Here is a 19742-nt window from a genome sequence, read left to right on the forward strand (position 1 = left end):
ATAGCGAGGAAATAGGATGGTAGAATTAGGAATTTCAACATTTGGTGAAACAACTGCTCTGGAAGCAACTAGGCAGATTTATAGTCATGATGAACGCATTCGTCAGTTGGTGGCAGAGATAGAGCTAGCTGATAAGGTTGGTTTGGATGTGTACGGGATTGGGGAGCATCATCGGGAGGACTTTGCGGTATCGGCGCCAGAGATTGTTCTTGCAGCTGGTGCGGTTAATACCAAGAAGATTCGTTTGACCAGTGCAGTCAGCATTCTCTCGAGTATGGATCCGATTCGCTTGTTCCAACAATATGCTACCATCGATGCCTTGTCAAATGGTCGTGCAGAGATTATGGCAGGGCGTGGTTCATTCACGGAATCATTTCCTCTGTTTGGCTATGACTTGAAAGACTACGAAACTCTTTTTGATGAAAAGTTAGACCTGCTTCAGCTGGCAAATGAAAGCACCAAAGTGAATTGGCAGGGGCAATTGACCCAAAGCATTGCTGGAAAAGAAGTCTATCCTCGTCCTGTTCAGGACAAATTGCCATTGTGGGTGGCGACAGGTGGTCATGTAGAGTCAACAGTGAAGATTGCTCAGGCGGGGTTGCCGATTGTCTATGCCATTATCGGTGGCAATCCGCGTTATTTTAAAAAGTTGATTCAGGCTTATCGTGAGATTGGGAGCGAAGCCGGTCATGCGGATAAAGACCTGAAAGTGGGAGCTCATTCTTGGGGCTGGATTGCTGAGGATGGCGAACAGGCTGTAAAAGATTATTTCCATCCGACCAAGCAAGTGGTGGATGCGATTTCCAAGGACCGTCCACACTGGCAGGAGTTGATCTATGAGCAATATTTGGAGCAAGTTGGTCCAAATGGTGCCATGTTTGTGGGAAATCCAGATCAGGTAGCAGAAAAATTGATTCGCATGATTGAGGATTTAGACTTGGACCGTTTTATGCTCCATCTACCGCTTGGTTCTATGCCACATGATCAAGTTTTGAGAGCTATTGAACTCTTCGGCACACAAGTGGCGCCCAAAATACGTGCTTACTTTGCCATGAAAGAGGGGTTATAAAAAATTCAATCAGTTGAGTCTATTGGTGAGGAACACCTATGGATTCAGCAACAGGTGGAAGTGGTACAAGCGATTCGAGAGACCTTTACCGAAGAGATTGCTTCTTTCTACAATCTCTTTGCAAATAAAACTGCTCTGGAAAATATTCTAGAAGGCCTAATTATAGCTCGTAGAGTTCCCAAGGAAGAAGCGCTCAAACGTGCAGAATCTGCCTTAGAAAAAGTTGGTTTACTGGCCTACAAAGACTACTACCCTTCCCAGCTATCTGGAGGGCAACAACAACGAATAGGAATTGCGCGTGCCATTGCCGTCAAGCCCGAGGTCATTTTGCTAGATGAACCAACATCGGCACTAGATTCTGAGTTGGTTGGAGATGTTTTGGATGTTCTGAAACAGTTGGCGGGAGAAGGTGTGACCATGGTGATCGTCACGCATGAGATGGGATTTGCTAGAGATGTCGCTAACCACGTTATTTTCATGGACAGAGGCCGTATCGTAGAGGAGAACAATCCCCACGATTTCTTTAGTCGTCCACAAGAAGAACGAACCAAGCAGTTCCTGGCTCGTATCTTATCAGATGCTAGCTATAGTGTAGAATATATGATTTGATAGATAAGTGTATCATAAAAACAACACCCCATGACTAGAAGATTCTTCTGACCATGGGGTGTTTTCTCTATAGGAGGGCTAGGTTATATTCTTTGAAAATATCTTCAAACCAGGTCAACTTCGCCTTATCTACAACCTCAAAGCTGTGCTTTGAGCAGCCTGTGGCTAGCTTTCTAGTTTACTCTTTGATTTTCATTGAGTATCAGTTCTCTTTCTTGTTTTTTATCAACCATCCAAGTCCGAGAAGGGCAAGGATACTGAATCCAGCAAGGACAAGGAGGGATTTACTCTCAGTTCCTGTGTTAGGAAGGACTTTCCGAGAAAGAGCCTCTGCAGCAGTTTCTTGAGTTTCAGGATTGGCTACTAGGTTTTGAGCTTGGCCTTGTTCTGGTTCAACTTCCAAGCTAGAAAGATCAAATTCTGGTTTTTCTTCCACAGCTGGAGCGACGATGGCGCCACCTTGAGACAAGCGGAGAACAACGGCAGTGAGAGCGTTCAATTTCAAGCCTTTTTCAGTCCATTCGATACCTTGAGGGTTAGCAATTCCTACTGGTCCGGCTTGGTTTTCGTCTGCCAGGACTTCAGCCTTTCTCAAGTGAGCAAAGGCAGTTCCTAGAGTAAATTCGCGAGCCTTATCATCCGCATTGACAAAGACAGCGTAGACATCACCGTTTGGAGCAGTGATTTGGTAGCCGATGACCACGTCTTCTTTTTCAACGCCATTTTGGCCTGGGACAGTAATGAGTTGGACGCGCTCTTTGATATCTTGTAGACTCTTGAGTCGGAAGGCGTCTGTAGATTGACGAAGGGCAATCAGACCTTTCATGTAGTCACGGCTCTTGACATTTTCAGGATATGCTTCGCCATCTGTAGCCTTAGTCCAATCAAACTTGTTGACAGCATCACTAGAGTCGTAAGAGTCATGGATAAAGTAAGGATAGACAAATGGCTTGCCGTCCTTGTCACGCAACAAGTGAGACTTGTTTGGAACCTTATCCTCTGGAACAGGAGTCTTATAGGCTGGATCAAGGAATTGTTTGGTACGTCCATATTCTTGACCAGAGTGGATAAACGGAGTTCCTTGAGCAGTCAAGACCATGAGATTTCCAAGTCGCAAACGGCGATGAATCTCAGCGTAGTTTTCCGCCTTGCTAGGGTCTTTTTTGATAGACTGGGCAATGATGTCAAAGAGGGTCAAGTTATCATGGGCTGCGATATACTGGATAACATCTCCAGGATTGTCAGCCTCAAAGTTAGTTGGTTGGGCAATGAGATTTTTAAAGATGGTATTGATATCGCGTTTGCCACCTGTGATAAAGGCAGGTTGACCTTCGTTTGGATAGCCAGACTTGAGGTTGTTACGGATGTCGTCTGAAAAGACAGCGACAGTATCTGTTTTCTTCATCCAATCTTGGTCAGCAGGTTGTACAGGCGTATTTTCATCACCAGTATAGGTTCTCCAGCCTTCACCTAGCATGATAAGATTTGGATTGAGGGCGCGTGCAGCCTTGTAAGCTTCTTCAATAGAAGCTGCATCGTGATCACCCATCATATCGAAGCGGAAACCATCCACTTTGTAGGTTTCAACCAGATACTTGATAGAGTCTACCAAGACACGTTTAGACATGTAGTGGGTAGTTCCCAAACGTCCACCACCAAAGCTAGTACGTGGAGTTCCGTCTGCGTCCATAAAGTGATAGTAGTTTGGCTCAATATCCTCAAAAATATCAACGTTGGCAGTATGGTTGTAGACCACGTCCAAGATAGCCCCCATGCCACGTTTGTGGATTTCGTTGATGAGGTTTTTGAATTCGGCAATACGTTTTTCTGGATCCTTAGGATCGCTTGAGTACATACCAGTCAAGGAGAAGTAGTTTTGAGGGTCATATCCCCAGTTGTAGTTGCTGTTGCTTGAAGCATAGGCAGACAAACGTTCTTGGTTCTTCAATTCGTTGACAAAGTAGTAGGACAAGACTGGAAGGAGTTGGATATGAGTCACACCCAAGTCTTTTAGATAGTCTAGTTTTTCGATAAAGGCTTCAAAGGTACCAAATGGCTTGGTCAAGTCTTTTGCGATGGCAGGATCCGAAGTGAAGTCACGAACATGAGCTTCGTAGATAACGGCATCTTCACGCGATTTGAAGTTTCGAATCTTCCCATAGGTCAAGTCTTGCGGACCTAACTTTGCTGGATCGACGAAGGCAGCTTTAGCGACCTTATGAGCGGCATCTGTTTTTGCTAGGTCGCTATTCCAAGCCGCTAATGATTTGGCATAAGGGTCAAGAACGAGGACAGTTTTACCTTGGCGCTCGATTTGGTAGTGGTAGTAGTAGCCAGTGTAGTTGCTGATACCTAGACCTGAGTTTGCGTCCAAAGTTTGTTTCCAGGTTCCTTTTTCTCCTTTTTCAAGAGCGACAGTTCCGACCACTTTTTCAGGGTCTTTCTTGTCATAGACGACAACGGAAACCTTATCAGCACTTGGAGACCAGAGGGTAAGGTCGACACGCTTGCCATCTTCTTTTAGGGTTGCGCCGAGTGGACCGTCATAACTGTAGGTCTCATCCTTGAGGCGCCAGCTTGAACGTGTGGTAAAACGGTCTGAATTGTAGCTGACAGTGTAAGGGTGTTGGGTATCAGAGAAGTCGCCAATGTAGGTCACTTTCTTACCAGCTTCATCTACTTCCACGTCTGTGATGGCTACTTTGTTCCCTTGATGGTCAGTGATGTTGGAGTGCTTAAGAATGTCTTCTTTCTTGGCTCCGACTAGGGTAGAAAAGCTGCTTTCAATACGAGACTTAGCTACGTGTTGAGCACCAGTCATGCGGATGTCGTGCACGTAATAGGGGTTGGTGTAGATGGTTTCGTCATCATCTTTGAGAAAGATTTGACTGTGATTTTTCAAATCTGTAAATTTGTAATCCTCTTTTCGGATTTTCACATCATCGCCTTTCTTGCTTTCGTCTAGTAATAAAAATCCAAATTCTCTTGCAGCTTCATTGAGTGGAATATCAATGTAACGGCCATATTTTCCAGTTGCAGTAAAGTCTGTCCCGTCAGGCCATTCTCCACTGCTTGGATTCTTGACATCGCCCCAATACCAGAGAGATTTTTTGTCATAGTTCCCGTCGGTGCGATAGTAGTTGACACGGACAGTTCCTGCTGGTTGAGGACGGTAGTTGTATACCTTGTAGTTTTCATCTAGCCAGGCCTCGTTCATTTTTGGAGAGAGGCGCTCTACCGAACGGTCCCCTGTCAGGTTATCCCCCTTGGTATTGTTGATAAGGAAGCTGACTTTCTTGGCTTGCTCATTTTTGAGTTTGACATCTAGATAATAGCCGTAGTCATCTTGCTTGGCATCCTTGAAGGACTTGGCTCCATTGGGCCAGTTTTCAGAAGGTTTTTCAACATCGTCCCAAGTCCAAAGACCTTGGGAATCCTTGTTTTCCTCAGGAAGTTTTTTCACATGAATGCGGAAGTAGTTGTCTTCGATTGGTTCTTCAGAACTAGTGTCTGCTTGTGGTTTTTGATCAGAACTTGGCGTCGAAGTGCTAGTATCTACTTTCTCTTCTTTGCTGTTGGGCTGGCTTGTAGTAGCGTCTTCTTTTTTAGGTGTTTCAGCTGCTAGAGCAGTGTCAGTTGCTAGGGCTTCCTTTTTAGTGTCAAGGGAAGCGTTTGCATTCTTTTGTTCAGAAATAGGCGTTTCCTTTTGAGTTTGACTCGTTTCAGTCTCAGTAGGGGCCTTGGTCACAGCGCTAGTATTTTCCTGAGTTTGAGGAAGGTTTTCGTTAGCTGAAATAGTTGGCATTGCAGCAGAAAGCAAGACAATGCTGGCACCAATAAGGATAGAACCAGTTCCGTTCTTCAAGGAACGGATACCATAAATCATTTTTTTCTCAGTTTGAGATGGGATCTTTTTCATCACAATTCTCCTTGTGTAGTTGTTCCCTAACAGTATAGCACGAGGTAAACATTAGTGCAAGCGTTTTCCTAGTTTTGAAGAGAAAATATAATGCTTCATTCTCTTGAAATTTTAAAATAATATATAGGAAAAGATTGTTTAAAAAGTAGTAAAAAAACCTTGAAAAATCTGGCTAAATAAGGTATAATATGAGTAATCATTTGTCGTAGGTTTTGTCTGAAATATTGTCCAGACAAGGCTCACAGCAGTTAAATCTTCTGAAAAAGTCAGATTTAGCTGCTCTTTTTGTGCTTTTTTTCAGGTTTTTGAGTGCTTGTAACAAAGATTTAAAGATTCTGAAAATTCATCAAAGGGACACGGTGATAGGGGTTTTTAAAACCATATGACGATTAGAAAAGCCTGATTGATAAGGCTTGGAATTTATTTACAAAGGAGAATCATCTTGGCAGGACATGACGTTCAATACGGGAAACATCGTACCCGTCGTAGTTTTTCAAGAATCAAAGAAGTTCTTGACTTACCAAATTTGATTGAAATTCAAACGGATTCATTCAAAGATTTCCTAGACCACGGACTTAAGGAAGTATTTGAAGATGTATTGCCAATTTCAAACTTCACAGACACAATGGAGTTGGAATTTGTTGGCTATGAAATCAAGGAACCAAAATACACGCTCGAAGAAGCTCGTATCCACGATGCTAGCTACTCAGCACCAATTTTTGTAACCTTCCGCTTGATCAATAAGGAAACTGGCGAAATCAAGACCCAAGAAGTCTTCTTTGGTGATTTCCCAATCATGACTGAGATGGGTACTTTCATCATCAATGGTGGTGAACGTATTATCGTTTCTCAGTTGGTTCGCTCACCAGGTGTTTACTTTAATGACAAAGTAGACAAGAACGGTAAAGTGGGTTACGGTTCTACTGTTATCCCTAACCGTGGAGCTTGGTTGGAACTTGAAAGCGACTCAAAAGACATCGCTTATACTCGTATCGACCGTACTCGTAAGATTCCATTTACGACCTTGGTTCGTGCGCTTGGTTTCTCAGGTGATGATGAAATCTTTGACATCTTTGGTGATAGCGAATTGGTTCGCAATACTGTTGAAAAAGATATCCACAAGAATCCAATGGACTCTCGTACAGACGAAGCCTTGAAAGAAATTTACGAACGCCTTCGTCCAGGTGAGCCTAAAACTGCTGAAAGCTCACGTAGCTTGCTTGTGGCACGTTTCTTTGATCCACGTCGCTATGACTTAGCAGCCGTTGGTCGTTACAAGATTAATAAAAAATTGAACATCAAAACACGCTTGCTCAACCAAACCATCGCTGAGCCATTGGTAGATCCTGAAACCGGTGAAATTTTGGTAGAAGCTAATACAGTTATGACTCGTAGCGTGATTGAAAGCATCGAGCACCACTTGGATGGCGACTTGAACAAGATTGTTTATATTCCAAACGATGCAGCTGTTTTGACTGAACCGGTTGTCCTTCAAAAATTCAAGGTTGTTGCGCCAACGGATCCAGACCGCGTCGTGACCATCATCGGGAATGCCAACCCTGATGACAAGGTTCGTGTTGTAACTCCTGCGGATATCCTTGCTGAAATGAGCTACTTCCTCAACTTGGCAGAAGGTATCGGACGTGTGGATGATATTGACCACCTTGGAAACCGTCGTATCCGTGCAGTTGGTGAATTGCTTGCCAACCAAGTACGTCTTGGACTTTCTCGTATGGAACGTAATGTCCGTGAACGCATGTCTGTTCAGGACAATGAAGTTTTAACACCACAACAAATTATCAATATCCGTCCTGTAACAGCTGCAGTTAAAGAATTCTTTGGTTCCTCACAGTTGTCCCAGTTCATGGACCAACACAACCCGCTTTCTGAGTTGTCTCACAAACGCCGTTTGTCAGCCTTGGGACCTGGTGGTTTGACACGTGACCGTGCTGGATATGAAGTACGTGACGTGCATTACACTCACTATGGTCGTATGTGTCCAATTGAGACACCTGAAGGACCTAACATCGGTTTGATCAATAACTTGTCATCTTACGGACACTTGAACAAGTATGGATTTGTTCAAACACCATACCGTAAGGTTGACCGTGAAACAGGTGTTGTGACCAACGAAATCGTTTGGTTGACAGCCGATGAAGAAGATGAATTTACTGTAGCACAGGCTAACTCTCGCCTCAACGAAGATGGTACTTTTGCTGAGAAGGTTGTCATGGGACGTCACCAAGGGGTCAACCAAGAGTATCCAGCAGAAGTAGTTGACTACATGGACGTTTCACCAAAACAGGTAGTTGCCGTTGCGACTGCATGTATTCCTTTCTTGGAAAACGATGACTCCAACCGTGCCCTCATGGGTGCCAACATGCAACGTCAGGCTGTGCCGTTGATTGATCCAAAAGCACCTTACGTTGGTACTGGTATGGAATACCAAGCAGCCCATGACTCTGGAGCTGCGGTTATTGCTCAGCATGATGGTAAAGTTACCTACGCAGATGCGGACAAGGTAGAAGTTCGCCGTGAAGATGGTTCCCTAGATGTTTATCACATTCAAAAATTCCGTCGTTCAAACTCAGGTACTGCCTACAACCAACGGACTCTCGTTAAAGTTGGTGATGTCGTTGAAAAAGGCGACTTTATCGCTGACGGACCTTCTATGGAAAATGGAGAAATGGCGCTTGGACAAAACCCAATCGTTGCCTACATGACTTGGGAAGGTTACAACTTCGAAGATGCCGTTATCATGAGCGAACGCTTGGTGAAAGACGATGTCTACACATCTGTCCACCTTGAAGAATACGAATCAGAAACGCGCGATACAAAGCTTGGGCCTGAAGAAATTACTCGTGAGATTCCAAACGTTGGGGAAGATGCCCTTAAAAACCTTGACGAAATGGGGATTATCCGTATCGGTGCTGAGGTTAAAGAAGGCGATATCCTTGTAGGTAAAGTAACGCCTAAAGGTGAAAAAGATCTTTCAGCTGAAGAACGCCTCTTGCACGCTATCTTCGGAGACAAGTCTCGTGAGGTGCGTGATACTTCTCTTCGTGTACCACACGGTGCCGATGGTGTCGTTCGTGATGTTAAGATCTTTACACGTGCAAATGGAGATGAGTTGCAATCAGGCGTTAACATGCTGGTTCGCGTCTACATCGCTCAAAAACGTAAGATCAAGGTCGGAGATAAGATGGCCGGACGTCACGGAAACAAAGGGGTTGTCTCTCGTATCGTTCCTGTAGAAGACATGCCTTACCTTCCAGACGGAACTCCAGTTGATATCATGTTGAACCCACTTGGGGTACCATCACGTATGAATATCGGTCAGGTTATGGAGCTTCACCTTGGTATGGCAGCACGTACTCTTGGTATCCACATCGCAACACCAGTCTTTGACGGAGCAAGTTCTGAAGACCTTTGGGACACTGTTAAAGAAGCAGGTATGGATAGCGATGCCAAGACAATCCTTTACGATGGCCGTACTGGTGAACCATTTGACAACCGTGTATCAGTTGGTGTCATGTACATGATCAAACTCCACCACATGGTTGATGATAAATTGCACGCGCGTTCAGTCGGGCCTTACTCAACCGTTACCCAACAGCCACTTGGAGGTAAAGCTCAGTTTGGTGGACAACGTTTCGGTGAGATGGAGGTTTGGGCCCTTGAAGCCTACGGTGCGTCAAATGTCCTTCAAGAAATCTTGACTTACAAGTCTGACGATATTAACGGACGTTTGAGAGCTTATGAAGCTATTACAAAAGGAAAACCAATTCCAAAACCAGGTGTTCCAGAATCATTCCGAGTTCTTGTGAAAGAATTGCAATCTCTTGGTCTTGACATGCGTGTCCTTGACGAAGATGACCAAGAAGTGGAACTTCGCGACTTGGATGAAGGAATGGACGAAGATGTCATCCACGTAGATGACCTTGAAAAAGCCCGCGAAAAAGCAGCCCAAGAGGCTAAAGCAGCCTTTGAAGCTGAAGAAGCAGAGAAAGCAACAAAAGCGGAAGCAACAGAAGAAGCTGCTGAACAAGAATAAGCAGTTCACTTAGAATAGAAAGGGAAGAAATAGTGGTTGATGTAAATCGTTTTAAAAGTATGCAAATCACCCTAGCTTCTCCAAGCAAAGTCCGTTCATGGTCTTATGGAGAAGTCAAAAAACCTGAAACAATCAATTACCGTACCTTGAAACCAGAACGTGAAGGACTCTTTGACGAAGTCATCTTTGGTCCTACAAAAGACTGGGAATGTGCTTGTGGTAAGTACAAACGCATTCGTTACAGAGGGATTGTTTGTGACCGTTGTGGGGTTGAAGTAACGCGTACAAAAGTTCGTCGTGAGCGTATGGGGCACATCGAGTTGAAAGCTCCTGTATCTCACATCTGGTATTTCAAGGGAATTCCAAGCCGTATGGGCTTGACCCTTGATATGAGCCCTCGTGCCCTCGAGGAAGTTATCTACTTTGCGGCTTATGTGGTGATTGATCCTAAGGATACACCACTTGAGCACAAGTCTATCATGACAGAGCGCGAATACCGTGAGCGCTTGCGTGAGTATGGTTATGGATCATTCGTTGCCAAGATGGGTGCCGAAGCCATCCAAGACCTTTTGAAACAAGTAGATCTTGAAAAAGAAATTACTGAACTCAAAGAAGAGTTGAAAACAGCTACTGGACAAAAACGTGTCAAAGCCATCCGTCGTTTGGATGTTTTGGATGCCTTTTACAAGTCTGGAAACAAACCTGAATGGATGATTCTCAATATCCTTCCGGTTATTCCACCAGACCTTCGTCCAATGTTGCAGTTGGATGGTGGCCGCTTTGCCTCATCTGACTTGAACGACCTTTACCGCCGTGTTATTAACCGTAACAACCGTTTGGCTCGCTTGCTTGAGTTGAATGCACCAGGTATCATTGTTCAAAATGAGAAGCGTATGCTTCAAGAAGCGGTTGACGCTTTGATTGACAATGGTCGTCGTGGCCGACCAATCACAGGACCAGGTAGCCGTCCGCTGAAATCATTGAGCCACATGCTCAAAGGTAAACAAGGACGCTTCCGTCAAAACTTGCTCGGTAAACGTGTTGACTTCTCAGGACGTTCCGTTATCGCCGTTGGTCCAACTCTTAAGATGTACCAATGTGGTGTGCCACGTGAAATGGCGATCGAGCTCTTTAAACCATTTGTGATGCGTGAAATCGTTGCCCGCGACATCGTGCAAAACGTCAAAGCAGCTAAACGCTTGGTAGAACGCGGAGATGAACGTATCTGGGACATCCTTGAAGAAGTAATCAAAGAACACCCAGTACTTTTGAACCGCGCACCGACCCTTCACCGTTTGGGTATCCAAGCTTTCGAGCCAGTCTTGATCGATGGTAAGGCCCTTCGTTTGCACCCGCTTGTCTGTGAAGCCTACAATGCCGACTTTGACGGGGACCAAATGGCCATCCACGTACCGCTTTCAGAAGAAGCTCAAGCAGAAGCTCGTATCTTGATGTTGGCTGCTGAGCATATCTTGAACCCGAAAGATGGTAAACCAGTTGTTACTCCATCTCAGGACATGGTTTTGGGTAACTACTACTTGACTATGGAAGAAGCTGGCCGTGAAGGTGAAGGAATGGTCTTCAAAGATCGGGACGAAGCTGTTATGGCTTATCGCAATGGCTATGTTCACCTCCACTCACGTGTTGGTATCGCGACAGACAGCCTCAACAAACCATGGACAGAAGAGCAAAAGCACAAGGTCTTGCTTACAACAGTTGGTAAAATCCTCTTCAACGACATCATGCCAGAGGGTCTACCTTACTTGCAAGAACCAAATAATGCGAACTTGACAGAAGGGCTTCCGGCTAAGTACTTCTTGCCACTAGGTGGCGATATCAAGGAAGCCATTCGCAACCTTGAACTCAATCCTCCATTCAAGAAGAAAAACCTTGGAAATATCATCGCTGAGATTTTCAAACGTTTCCGTACAACAGAAACCTCTGCATTCTTGGACCGATTGAAAGACTTAGGCTATCATCATTCAACACTTGCTGGATTGACAGTGGGGATTGCTGATATCCCAGTGGTTGAAGACAAGGCTGAAATCATTGAAGAATCTCATAAGCGTGTAGAACAAATCACAAAACAGTTCCGTCGTGGTTTGATCACTGATGATGAACGTTACAATGCTGTTACAGCTGAATGGCGTGCAGCTCGTGAGAAATTGGAAAAACGCTTGGTCGATAACCAAGATCCGAAGAACCCAATCGTTATGATGATGGACTCAGGAGCTCGTGGTAACATCTCGAACTTCTCACAACTTGCCGGTATGCGTGGTCTGATGGCCGCTCCGAACGGACGTATCATGGAATTGCCAATCCTTTCAAACTTCCGCGAAGGTTTGTCAGTACTCGAAATGTTCTTCTCAACTCACGGTGCCCGTAAAGGTATGACCGATACGGCCCTTAAGACAGCCGACTCAGGTTACTTGACTCGTCGTTTGGTTGACGTCGCCCAAGACGTTATCATCCGTGAGGACGACTGTGGAACAGACCGTGGTCTCTTGATCCGCTCTATCGCGGAAGGAAAAGAGATGATCGAGTCTCTTGAAGAACGTCTCAATGGTCGTTACACTAAGAAAACTGTTAAACACCCAGAAACTGGCGAAGTTATCATTGGTCCAAATGAGTTAATCACAGAAGACAAGGCACGCGAGATTGTCAATGCTGGTGTGGAAGAAGTGACTATCCGTTCCGTATTTACATGTAACACTCGTCATGGTGTTTGCCGTCACTGTTACGGTATCAACTTGGCGACTGGTGATGCGGTTGAAGTTGGTGAAGCAGTTGGTACAATCGCTGCCCAATCTATCGGGGAACCTGGTACACAGCTTACAATGCGTACCTTCCACACGGGTGGGGTTGCCTCAAATACCGATATCACTCAAGGTCTTCCTCGTGTCCAAGAAATCTTTGAAGCCCGCAATCCTAAAGGGGAAGCGGTCATCACAGAGGTCAAAGGACAAGTTACAGCTATCGAAGAAGACGCGTCAACCCGTACCAAGAAAGTCTTTGTTAAGGGTGAAACTGGCGAAGGTGAGTACGTGGTTCCATTTACAGCACGTATGCGTGTCGAAGTTGGAGACCAAGTCTCTCGCGGTGCAGCATTGACAGAAGGTTCTATCCAACCAAAACGTCTCCTTGCTGTTCGTGATGTCTTATCAGTTGAAACTTACCTCCTCGGTGAAGTCCAAAAAGTTTACCGTAGCCAAGGGGTAGAAATCGGTGACAAACACATCGAGGTTATGGTTCGTCAAATGATCCGTAAAGTCCGTGTCATGGATCCAGGTGATACAGATCTTCTCATGGGTACCCTTTTAGACATCAACGATTTTACAGATGCGAACAAAGATGTCCTTATCGCCGGTGGAGTTCCAGCGACTGGTCGCCCAGTCCTTATGGGAATCACCAAAGCCTCACTTGAAACAAACAGTTTCTTGTCAGCGGCTTCCTTCCAGGAAACAACTCGTGTCCTTACAGATGCAGCCATCCGTGGTAAGAAAGACCATCTCCTTGGACTTAAGGAAAATGTTATCATCGGTAAGATCATCCCAGCAGGTACTGGTATGGCTCGCTACCGTAACCTTGAACCACAGGCAATCAATGACGCAGAATATCTGGCTCCTGAACAAGAGGAGGCAGAACTTGCTCCAGTGGATGAAACTGTGGAAATCCAATCTGAAGAAACTGTAGAATAAAAAGTAAACAAGAGAACCTTCGGGTTCTCTTTTGTTTGGCCTCTTTTTCAACTGTAGTGGGCAACATATAACTAAGTACGAGAGAGAATCATATTGGTTCTTTCTTTTGTAATGTTGAAAGCGACAAGAATTTTAGTTTTAATGTTTTTAAAGTTTCAAAAATCGAATGCATGACGTCTCATGTTCTTGACGAGCGTGTTGGTCGCCTCCAATTTTATTTCGAGCAATTCTGTGGTGCTTTCATTATAGTTTTTGTGCTACTTTTTGTCTGCGTTTAAAAAGCTCCATAATATCTGAGGAGGTGTTATCCACTACAAATATTATAGAGCTAAAATGAATGAAAAAGGTAGATTTTTCAAACTGTTCTTGGTATAATATTCAATGCTTAAACTGCTATAGATATGCTATATTTATAGGCATTTAATTACTATCTAAAAATAAATTTTTATTTTCAAGATTGAAATATAAAATATTTTAATATGGATTTGAGTGGAGAAGATTTGATGAATAATAGGATGACATTGCAAAAAGTAACAGCTTTTTTCTTAGTTGTTATAATACTATTAGGGATAATTGTTCCGAATACTATTGCTTTTGCAGAGGGAGTAATAGCTAAAGATACAATTACAGATGTCAAAAAAACTGATAAGGAAACTAAAGAAAAGATAGATCCTGAGGAACAAGCAGATAAACGGGACAATAAAACAGATTCTAAAAAAAATGATAAGGAAGCTGAAGAAAAGATAAATCCTGAAGAACAAGAAGATAAAAAGGACAATCAAGCTGAAGTAAAAGATGAGGAGTCAGAAGTTAAAGAAGAAACAATTAAGCCTAAATTTAATAACTCTTTAACGAAATCAGTTTCTTTGAATCCCGGAGCTCCAATGGATAATGGTAAACTTATGGTATATGATGACAATCATAAGATTAAAGATACATCAAATGGAGATGGAACATCAGTAAATCCATATAATTTGGCAACTATGACGGATACATTGTTTACCATAAACTATACTCCTTTTTTCCGTACAAAAGATGATGGGAGTAATGAGTTTGGAGATCAAAAAATTGTTGTCGATTTACCAACTTACGGATTTAAATTAGCGAATCCCGGAATTGAAGGAGTTCAGTTTGAAAAAATTACATTGCTTGATGCAAGGGGGAATGTAATACCATTAGATTCAGCAGCACAAACTAATTATGATAAAGTTACAAAAATTATCTATGATATCAATGATAATTTCCTTCGATCTTTGGGCGGAGGTTCAAGTTTGGTATTTAATATCGCCTTTAATAGACGTAGTTTAACAGATGAAGAATGTAAAAAGTGGATTGCTGAAGGAAAACTTGAAACAAAACTGAATGTTACTGCCTGTGAAGGAGAAAATAACACACCGATTAATAGTACAGGAAATTCATCAGAATATAAATGGAGAATGTCACCAACAAATTATGACGATCCTAAAACTACAGTAACAGGAAATCGTCATCTAAATGCAAGTAGTCTGGCGAAGATTGCGAATTCTGGATTCATAAGATTTTATGATACAGATCCTGCAAGTGGTCCATTTACTGGTAACAAAGATTACTATTATTATAAGCAAGGAACAATTCATGACGCGGATACTCCTCTAATGAGTTTAAAACATATCAAGGTTTATGTTCCGAAAAATGGAAGTGTTGAAGGAAATTTCATTTTACAAAAATTACAAATCAGAAATGGTTTATATGATTTAGATCTTGCTTATTATGCGACAGTCAGTGAAATGAAAAATGATGGTGATGGAAAGGGAAATTATTATCTCATAACACCAAGGAAACCTCTCTATAATAATGGAAGTGACCACAAATGGAACGATGCATTTACAAAGGGATTTTCACCTATTTGGCAAGTTCCTGATGGAATCGACAATATTGGTTCAGATACTTTATATGAAGCTACAACACCTGAATTTGTTTTTGAAACTCCAAATGGTACAGACGGCAAAAAGGAAGTTGTTATCAGTGCTGATGGACAAGGCGTAAAGATTAAAACTATGAAAGCCAATACTGTCGATGGATATGAAATTCATAGTTTTGCTGGACCTGGATATCAACTTTATAAAAATGCAGGAGGATTTTATACTGCAAATGCAGTTTCTGCAGATGCAAAGTATTCTGATGTTGGCTATACACGTTTAAGTAATGAATATTATATTCTAAAAGATGCTAACGGAGAATGGAATGAGTATTTTCCAAAGAATAAGACTGGTGCGACAGTTGAAACTTATGAGTTTCCTGAAGAAATTCAACCTACTGCATGGAAAGGAACTGCTCAAACATGGAATACAGATTCTTATAAAGTAGCAAAAGTAGTTTATACTACAGCAGATGGTAATGAACATACAGCAGAAGTTAACTCTCCTATTCATTTAGCAAATAAAGTCCATAATTTTCCGGAAGTCAAGTTTGATACTTCTGGTGGAAGAGTAACTAAGGTTGACGTTCATTGGGAGTATTTGAATAACGACACCTTTAATGCTAGTACACATTTTGCAGGAAGATATAACGAAAATGTTAGAAGACAGTCATTTGCTCAAAGTAAATTTGATATTTATGTTACTCCTACAGCTACAGGACATTTGCAGGTGAAATATGCTGCAAAATCAACTGATCCAACTGCGGATGCAAATGATAATTTTGATTATGAAGCTAATAAAGCTGTGAAAAGTCCTGTTAATAATGTGAGTGGAAAAGCAAAGGATGATTTCTTCTGGACAACTGTAACTCAAAAGAAATGTACACCTTTGAAAGCTGAGAGTACTGGTGATAGATTAAAGGAAAATGTATTATATCCAAACCAAGCGGAGAATGGGACTTTTTATGATACTTGGAAGTTGTTCTTTGATTATGGAACGAAGAAAGAATTTTCTCCAGTAACGAAAAATCCTAGAATTGATATGACAGTAGGAACTTTGAATGTCAAAGGACTTGATACTAAGGCTGACAAAACTGGACTTTTGACTGGGAAATTTACAGCAAATAAATCCTTAAGTGGTTGGAAAATCATTTATAAAACTGCGGATAATGTACTTGGAATAGAGGGTACAGAAAAAGTATATAATATTGGAAATATCGAAGATGGAACAAAAATAGACCTTGGAATTAATAGGGATATTGAACATCTATCAAGTATTGTTTTAACTTATGATGGAGTATATAATATTGAGCCATTTGCCGATAAAGAAACAGGAGAAGCAGTATTATTTTCCAATATTGAATATGAACTTAGAAATACTGATTTTAAAGGCAATCCATTGACGATAGAGAAGGAAAAGGGAGTTGCTTGGTATGGACCTAATTACTTTATTCAGAATTTAGAAGGTAAATACTATAATGAAAGTTGTAGAGATTCAAATCATATTCATGATGCAGGAAAAGGGCAAGACTTTGGTGGTAGAACATGGAATAGTATAAAACTACCGCAACGTTATGGTATTCTTACTAGAACTTATATCGTTACAAATAAGACTGCCGATAATGTGATTGAGCCTTCAGGTAATGATACAAATAATTCTATTTCTCAATCAGGAACAAGTACTCAAAAGGTTAAATTTAATACAAAAGCTTACGCTTATGCTATGAACTCAGACATGCCTGAAGCGGGTAAGATGCCTTATGGAATTCCTGAATCCGCTTATGTAGAAATAAAAGATAAACAATTTGCTGCAGATGTAGATAAGTGTAAGTTTTTAGGATTTGATAATGCATCTGGCAATGTTATTATTAAACAAGTTACAGATGCTGATGGTAGAGTATGGATTAAAATGTCTATTACAGAAGCGGGCATACAAGCTTTAAATAGACAATTTAGAGAAATTACTAAGAATAAAGCTTTTTCTTACTATTATTACTACAATGATAGTGTACTTAAATTTATGGAAGCTCCAGTTGTCATTGCACTGAAGAGTTTTAGATACACAAGTGTTACATCTCCAGGAGAAAATGAGCATCGTCCATATGGAATGGTTTATTATGATATGAGCCCACTTGAAACGAAGCTGGATGGAAGTAAAAATGAATATTATAGCCATGCAAAGCTTGAAGGAGATTTATTCCAACTTTCTGAAAATGCTGCAAAAGCTCTTGATGCTACGAAGGAAAAGAAATTATTTGGAATTGATTTGAGCAAGGTGGAAGTTGTTGTATCCAAGAATACGGCGGTAGGATCAAATATATTCCCTGGGAAATATGATAATATCGTCTATGGAACAGCGGGAAGTAAATTTCCTACACAGACTTTCTATCCAGATGAAAGAGATAATTTACGTGGAGACTTCTTCGTTCAAGCTCCAGACTCAGATGGATTTAAGGACTTTAAGGCTATCTTAGAAATTCCTAAAAAGGATAAATCTATATCCTATACACAAAATAATGAAACTGTTCAAACACCAAAAACACAAGTGGATATGTATTTGACTGGTGAAGTTGAGGTAATGGGAGATAGTCGTCCTGGTAAACAAGAATTTAGTTATAGCATAGATGGTGGAAATACATTTATTTCTGCAGCGGATGTAAAAGATTGGGGAAAAGTAACCCATGTTAAACTTGATTTGGGAGAACTTCCTAAAGGTAGTCAAGTAAATATTAAATTACCACTTAAGACTCATGAAAAAACTACTATTGATGAGCTTGAAGCATACATTGGTGGAAGTTTTGAAACGACTGATTATACAGGAGTTAAAACGAGTGGATATATAAATCCTGCAAAATATATTTATGGGAATTATGCAGTTATTTCATCAGATGTATGGTGGGATAAAAATGAAAATGGAAAACTTGATGAGGGGGAAACAAAAGCAAAAGGTGTTAAACTTGAACTATATTCTCCTAATCATGATATGACTATTAATAACAAGTTAATTCCTGCTAATACTTTGATTCATAGTTCAACTACAGATGAAAATGGAAAATATGAATTAAAGAGTTTTATGAATGAGGCTGGTCAATGGGTAAAAGTTACGATGCCAGATGGCGAAACTAAACTAACATTGAAAGCAAATCATTCTGATATGGAAGAAACAAAAAATTCTGACTTTGATAGAACAAGCTATATAACAGCTGAATTACCTGAATTAGTAAAAGAAAAACCTCTTGAAATTATAGGTTGCGGACTTATAAGAGTACCCAAGATAAAAACAGAGCCTGTTAAGATACATGTTGGAGAAGAGTCAGAAGAAGGAGCGGCAAAAGCTGTTGCAACAAGTGATCATCCTACTGTATCTCCTGAATTAAAATATATTGAGTTGCAAAATGATGTGGCTGATGTTGATGGTGGTGGTAAAATAAGAGGAAAGTCTACGGGAAAAATTAAAGCTGAAGTTACAACAACAAACACATTAGCTAGTAGCGATCAGGCAATACCTGAAGATACCGTAAAGGCGGAGTACGATATTATTGTTTATGGAAAGGTAAATTATAATAAAAATCACGCTGATGTAACTGGAGAAGCACCAAAGGATAATAACGAATACTATCCATCCATTACAGAAAATGGAAATGATGCCGATACTGATAAGGTAACTGTCTTAGATGCAGGTACGATGAAACGATCTGGATATCTCTTCAAGGGATGGAATACACAAGCTGACGGTAAAGGCACTATGTATTCAAAGGGAGATACATTTAAGACAGGAACAATTGATAAAGATGTAGAGTTATATGCAATTTGGTCTTTAATATGGGCACCAATGGAAATTCCAACCCGAGCGATCACGGTCACAAAAGAGTGGCAAGACTCAGCTGGTAACGATGTATCCGCGCCTGTAGATAGTGTCAAAGTAGAACTCTATAAAGACGGCGTAGCCACAGGTCAAGTACAAGAGTTGAAGTCAGCCAATAACTGGACAGCCACCTTTGAGCAATTACCAGTATCCGCGATTTTGGGTGGAGCGGCTCATGAATATACCATTAAAGAAGTTGGCGAAATCTTAAACAACATTTCACTTGCAGGCAAGTGGTATGGAGTCGGTTACGCAGGAAGCATGAAAGATGGCTTCACGATTAGCAATAAAGAAAAGACTCCGTGGGCTCCAATGGTCCCACCAACCCGATCTATCACCGTCACAAAAGAATGGAAAGATTCAGCTGGTAACGATGTATCCGCGCCTGTAGACAGTGTCACAGTCGAACTCTATAAAGACGGCGTGGCCACAGGTCAAGTACAAGAGTTGACCAAAGCCAACAACTGGACAGCCAGCTTTGAGCAACAGCCAGTCTCTGCGATCCTCGGTGGCGAAGTTCATCAGTACACCGTCAAAGAAGTTGGCGAAATCTTAAACAACATTCAAGTGACAGGCAAATGGTATGGAGTCGGTTACGCAGGAAGCATGAAAGAAGGCTTCACCATCATCA

The 19742-nt window shown here is 41.7% G+C and carries 5 protein-coding genes and 2 pseudogenes; 5 read left to right on the plus strand and 2 right to left on the minus strand.

Annotated elements, in window-relative coordinates:
* The first annotated feature begins 16 nt into the window (after nucleotides 1-16).
* Both M1F74_RS09690 and M1F74_RS09695 read left to right on the plus strand, forming a co-directional pair.
* Nucleotides 17-1069, plus strand: coding sequence for an LLM class flavin-dependent oxidoreductase (locus tag M1F74_RS09690; protein WP_247946989.1), 1053 nt, complete (start codon nucleotides 17-19; stop codon nucleotides 1067-1069).
* A gap of 105 nt (nucleotides 1070-1174) precedes the next feature.
* Nucleotides 1175-1678 (plus strand): annotated as a pseudogene (locus tag M1F74_RS09695) (amino acid ABC transporter ATP-binding protein); the annotation flags it as partial.
* Between the two features lie 202 nt (nucleotides 1679-1880).
* On the opposite strand, the gene M1F74_RS09700 reads toward M1F74_RS09695, so the two are convergent.
* The gene (locus M1F74_RS09700) at nucleotides 1881-5597 is read right to left on the minus strand and encodes a pullulanase (RefSeq protein ID WP_247946990.1); all 3717 of its coding nucleotides are present in this window, start codon (nucleotides 5595-5597) and stop codon (nucleotides 1881-1883) included.
* Between the two features lie 442 nt (nucleotides 5598-6039).
* Between M1F74_RS09700 and rpoB the strand changes: the two genes are divergently transcribed.
* Entirely contained in the window at nucleotides 6040-9651 is a 3612-nt protein-coding gene (gene rpoB / locus M1F74_RS09705; RefSeq protein ID WP_061598817.1) for a DNA-directed RNA polymerase subunit beta, read from the plus strand.
* 32 nt (nucleotides 9652-9683) lie between these two features.
* A complete protein-coding gene (rpoC, locus tag M1F74_RS09710) occupies nucleotides 9684-13349 on the plus strand; it encodes a DNA-directed RNA polymerase subunit beta' (RefSeq protein ID WP_247946991.1) in 3666 nt (1221 codons plus the stop codon).
* A 71-nt stretch (nucleotides 13350-13420) separates the two neighbouring features.
* Here the strand turns inward: rpoC and M1F74_RS09715 are convergent.
* Nucleotides 13421-13564 (minus strand): annotated as a pseudogene (locus M1F74_RS09715) (ISL3 family transposase); the annotation flags it as partial.
* 288 nt (nucleotides 13565-13852) lie between these two features.
* Between M1F74_RS09715 and M1F74_RS09720 the strand changes: the two are divergent.
* Nucleotides 13853-19742: Cna B-type domain-containing protein (locus M1F74_RS09720; protein ID WP_247946992.1), on the plus strand; the 5890-nt coding region annotated here is incomplete at its 3' end.

Source organism: Streptococcus oralis, assembly GCF_023109315.1.
GTDB classification, from domain to species: Bacteria; Bacillota; Bacilli; order Lactobacillales; family Streptococcaceae; genus Streptococcus; species Streptococcus oralis_BS.

What these genes read in the sequence shown, in the direction of transcription:
- M1F74_RS09700 (WP_247946990.1), bottom strand. Translation starts at nt 5,597, where the DNA reads ATGAAAAAGATCCCATCTCAAACTGAGAAAAAAATGATTTATGGTATC.
- M1F74_RS09690 (WP_247946989.1), top strand. Translation starts at nt 17, where the DNA reads ATGGTAGAATTAGGAATTTCAACATTTGGTGAAACAACTGCTCTGGAA.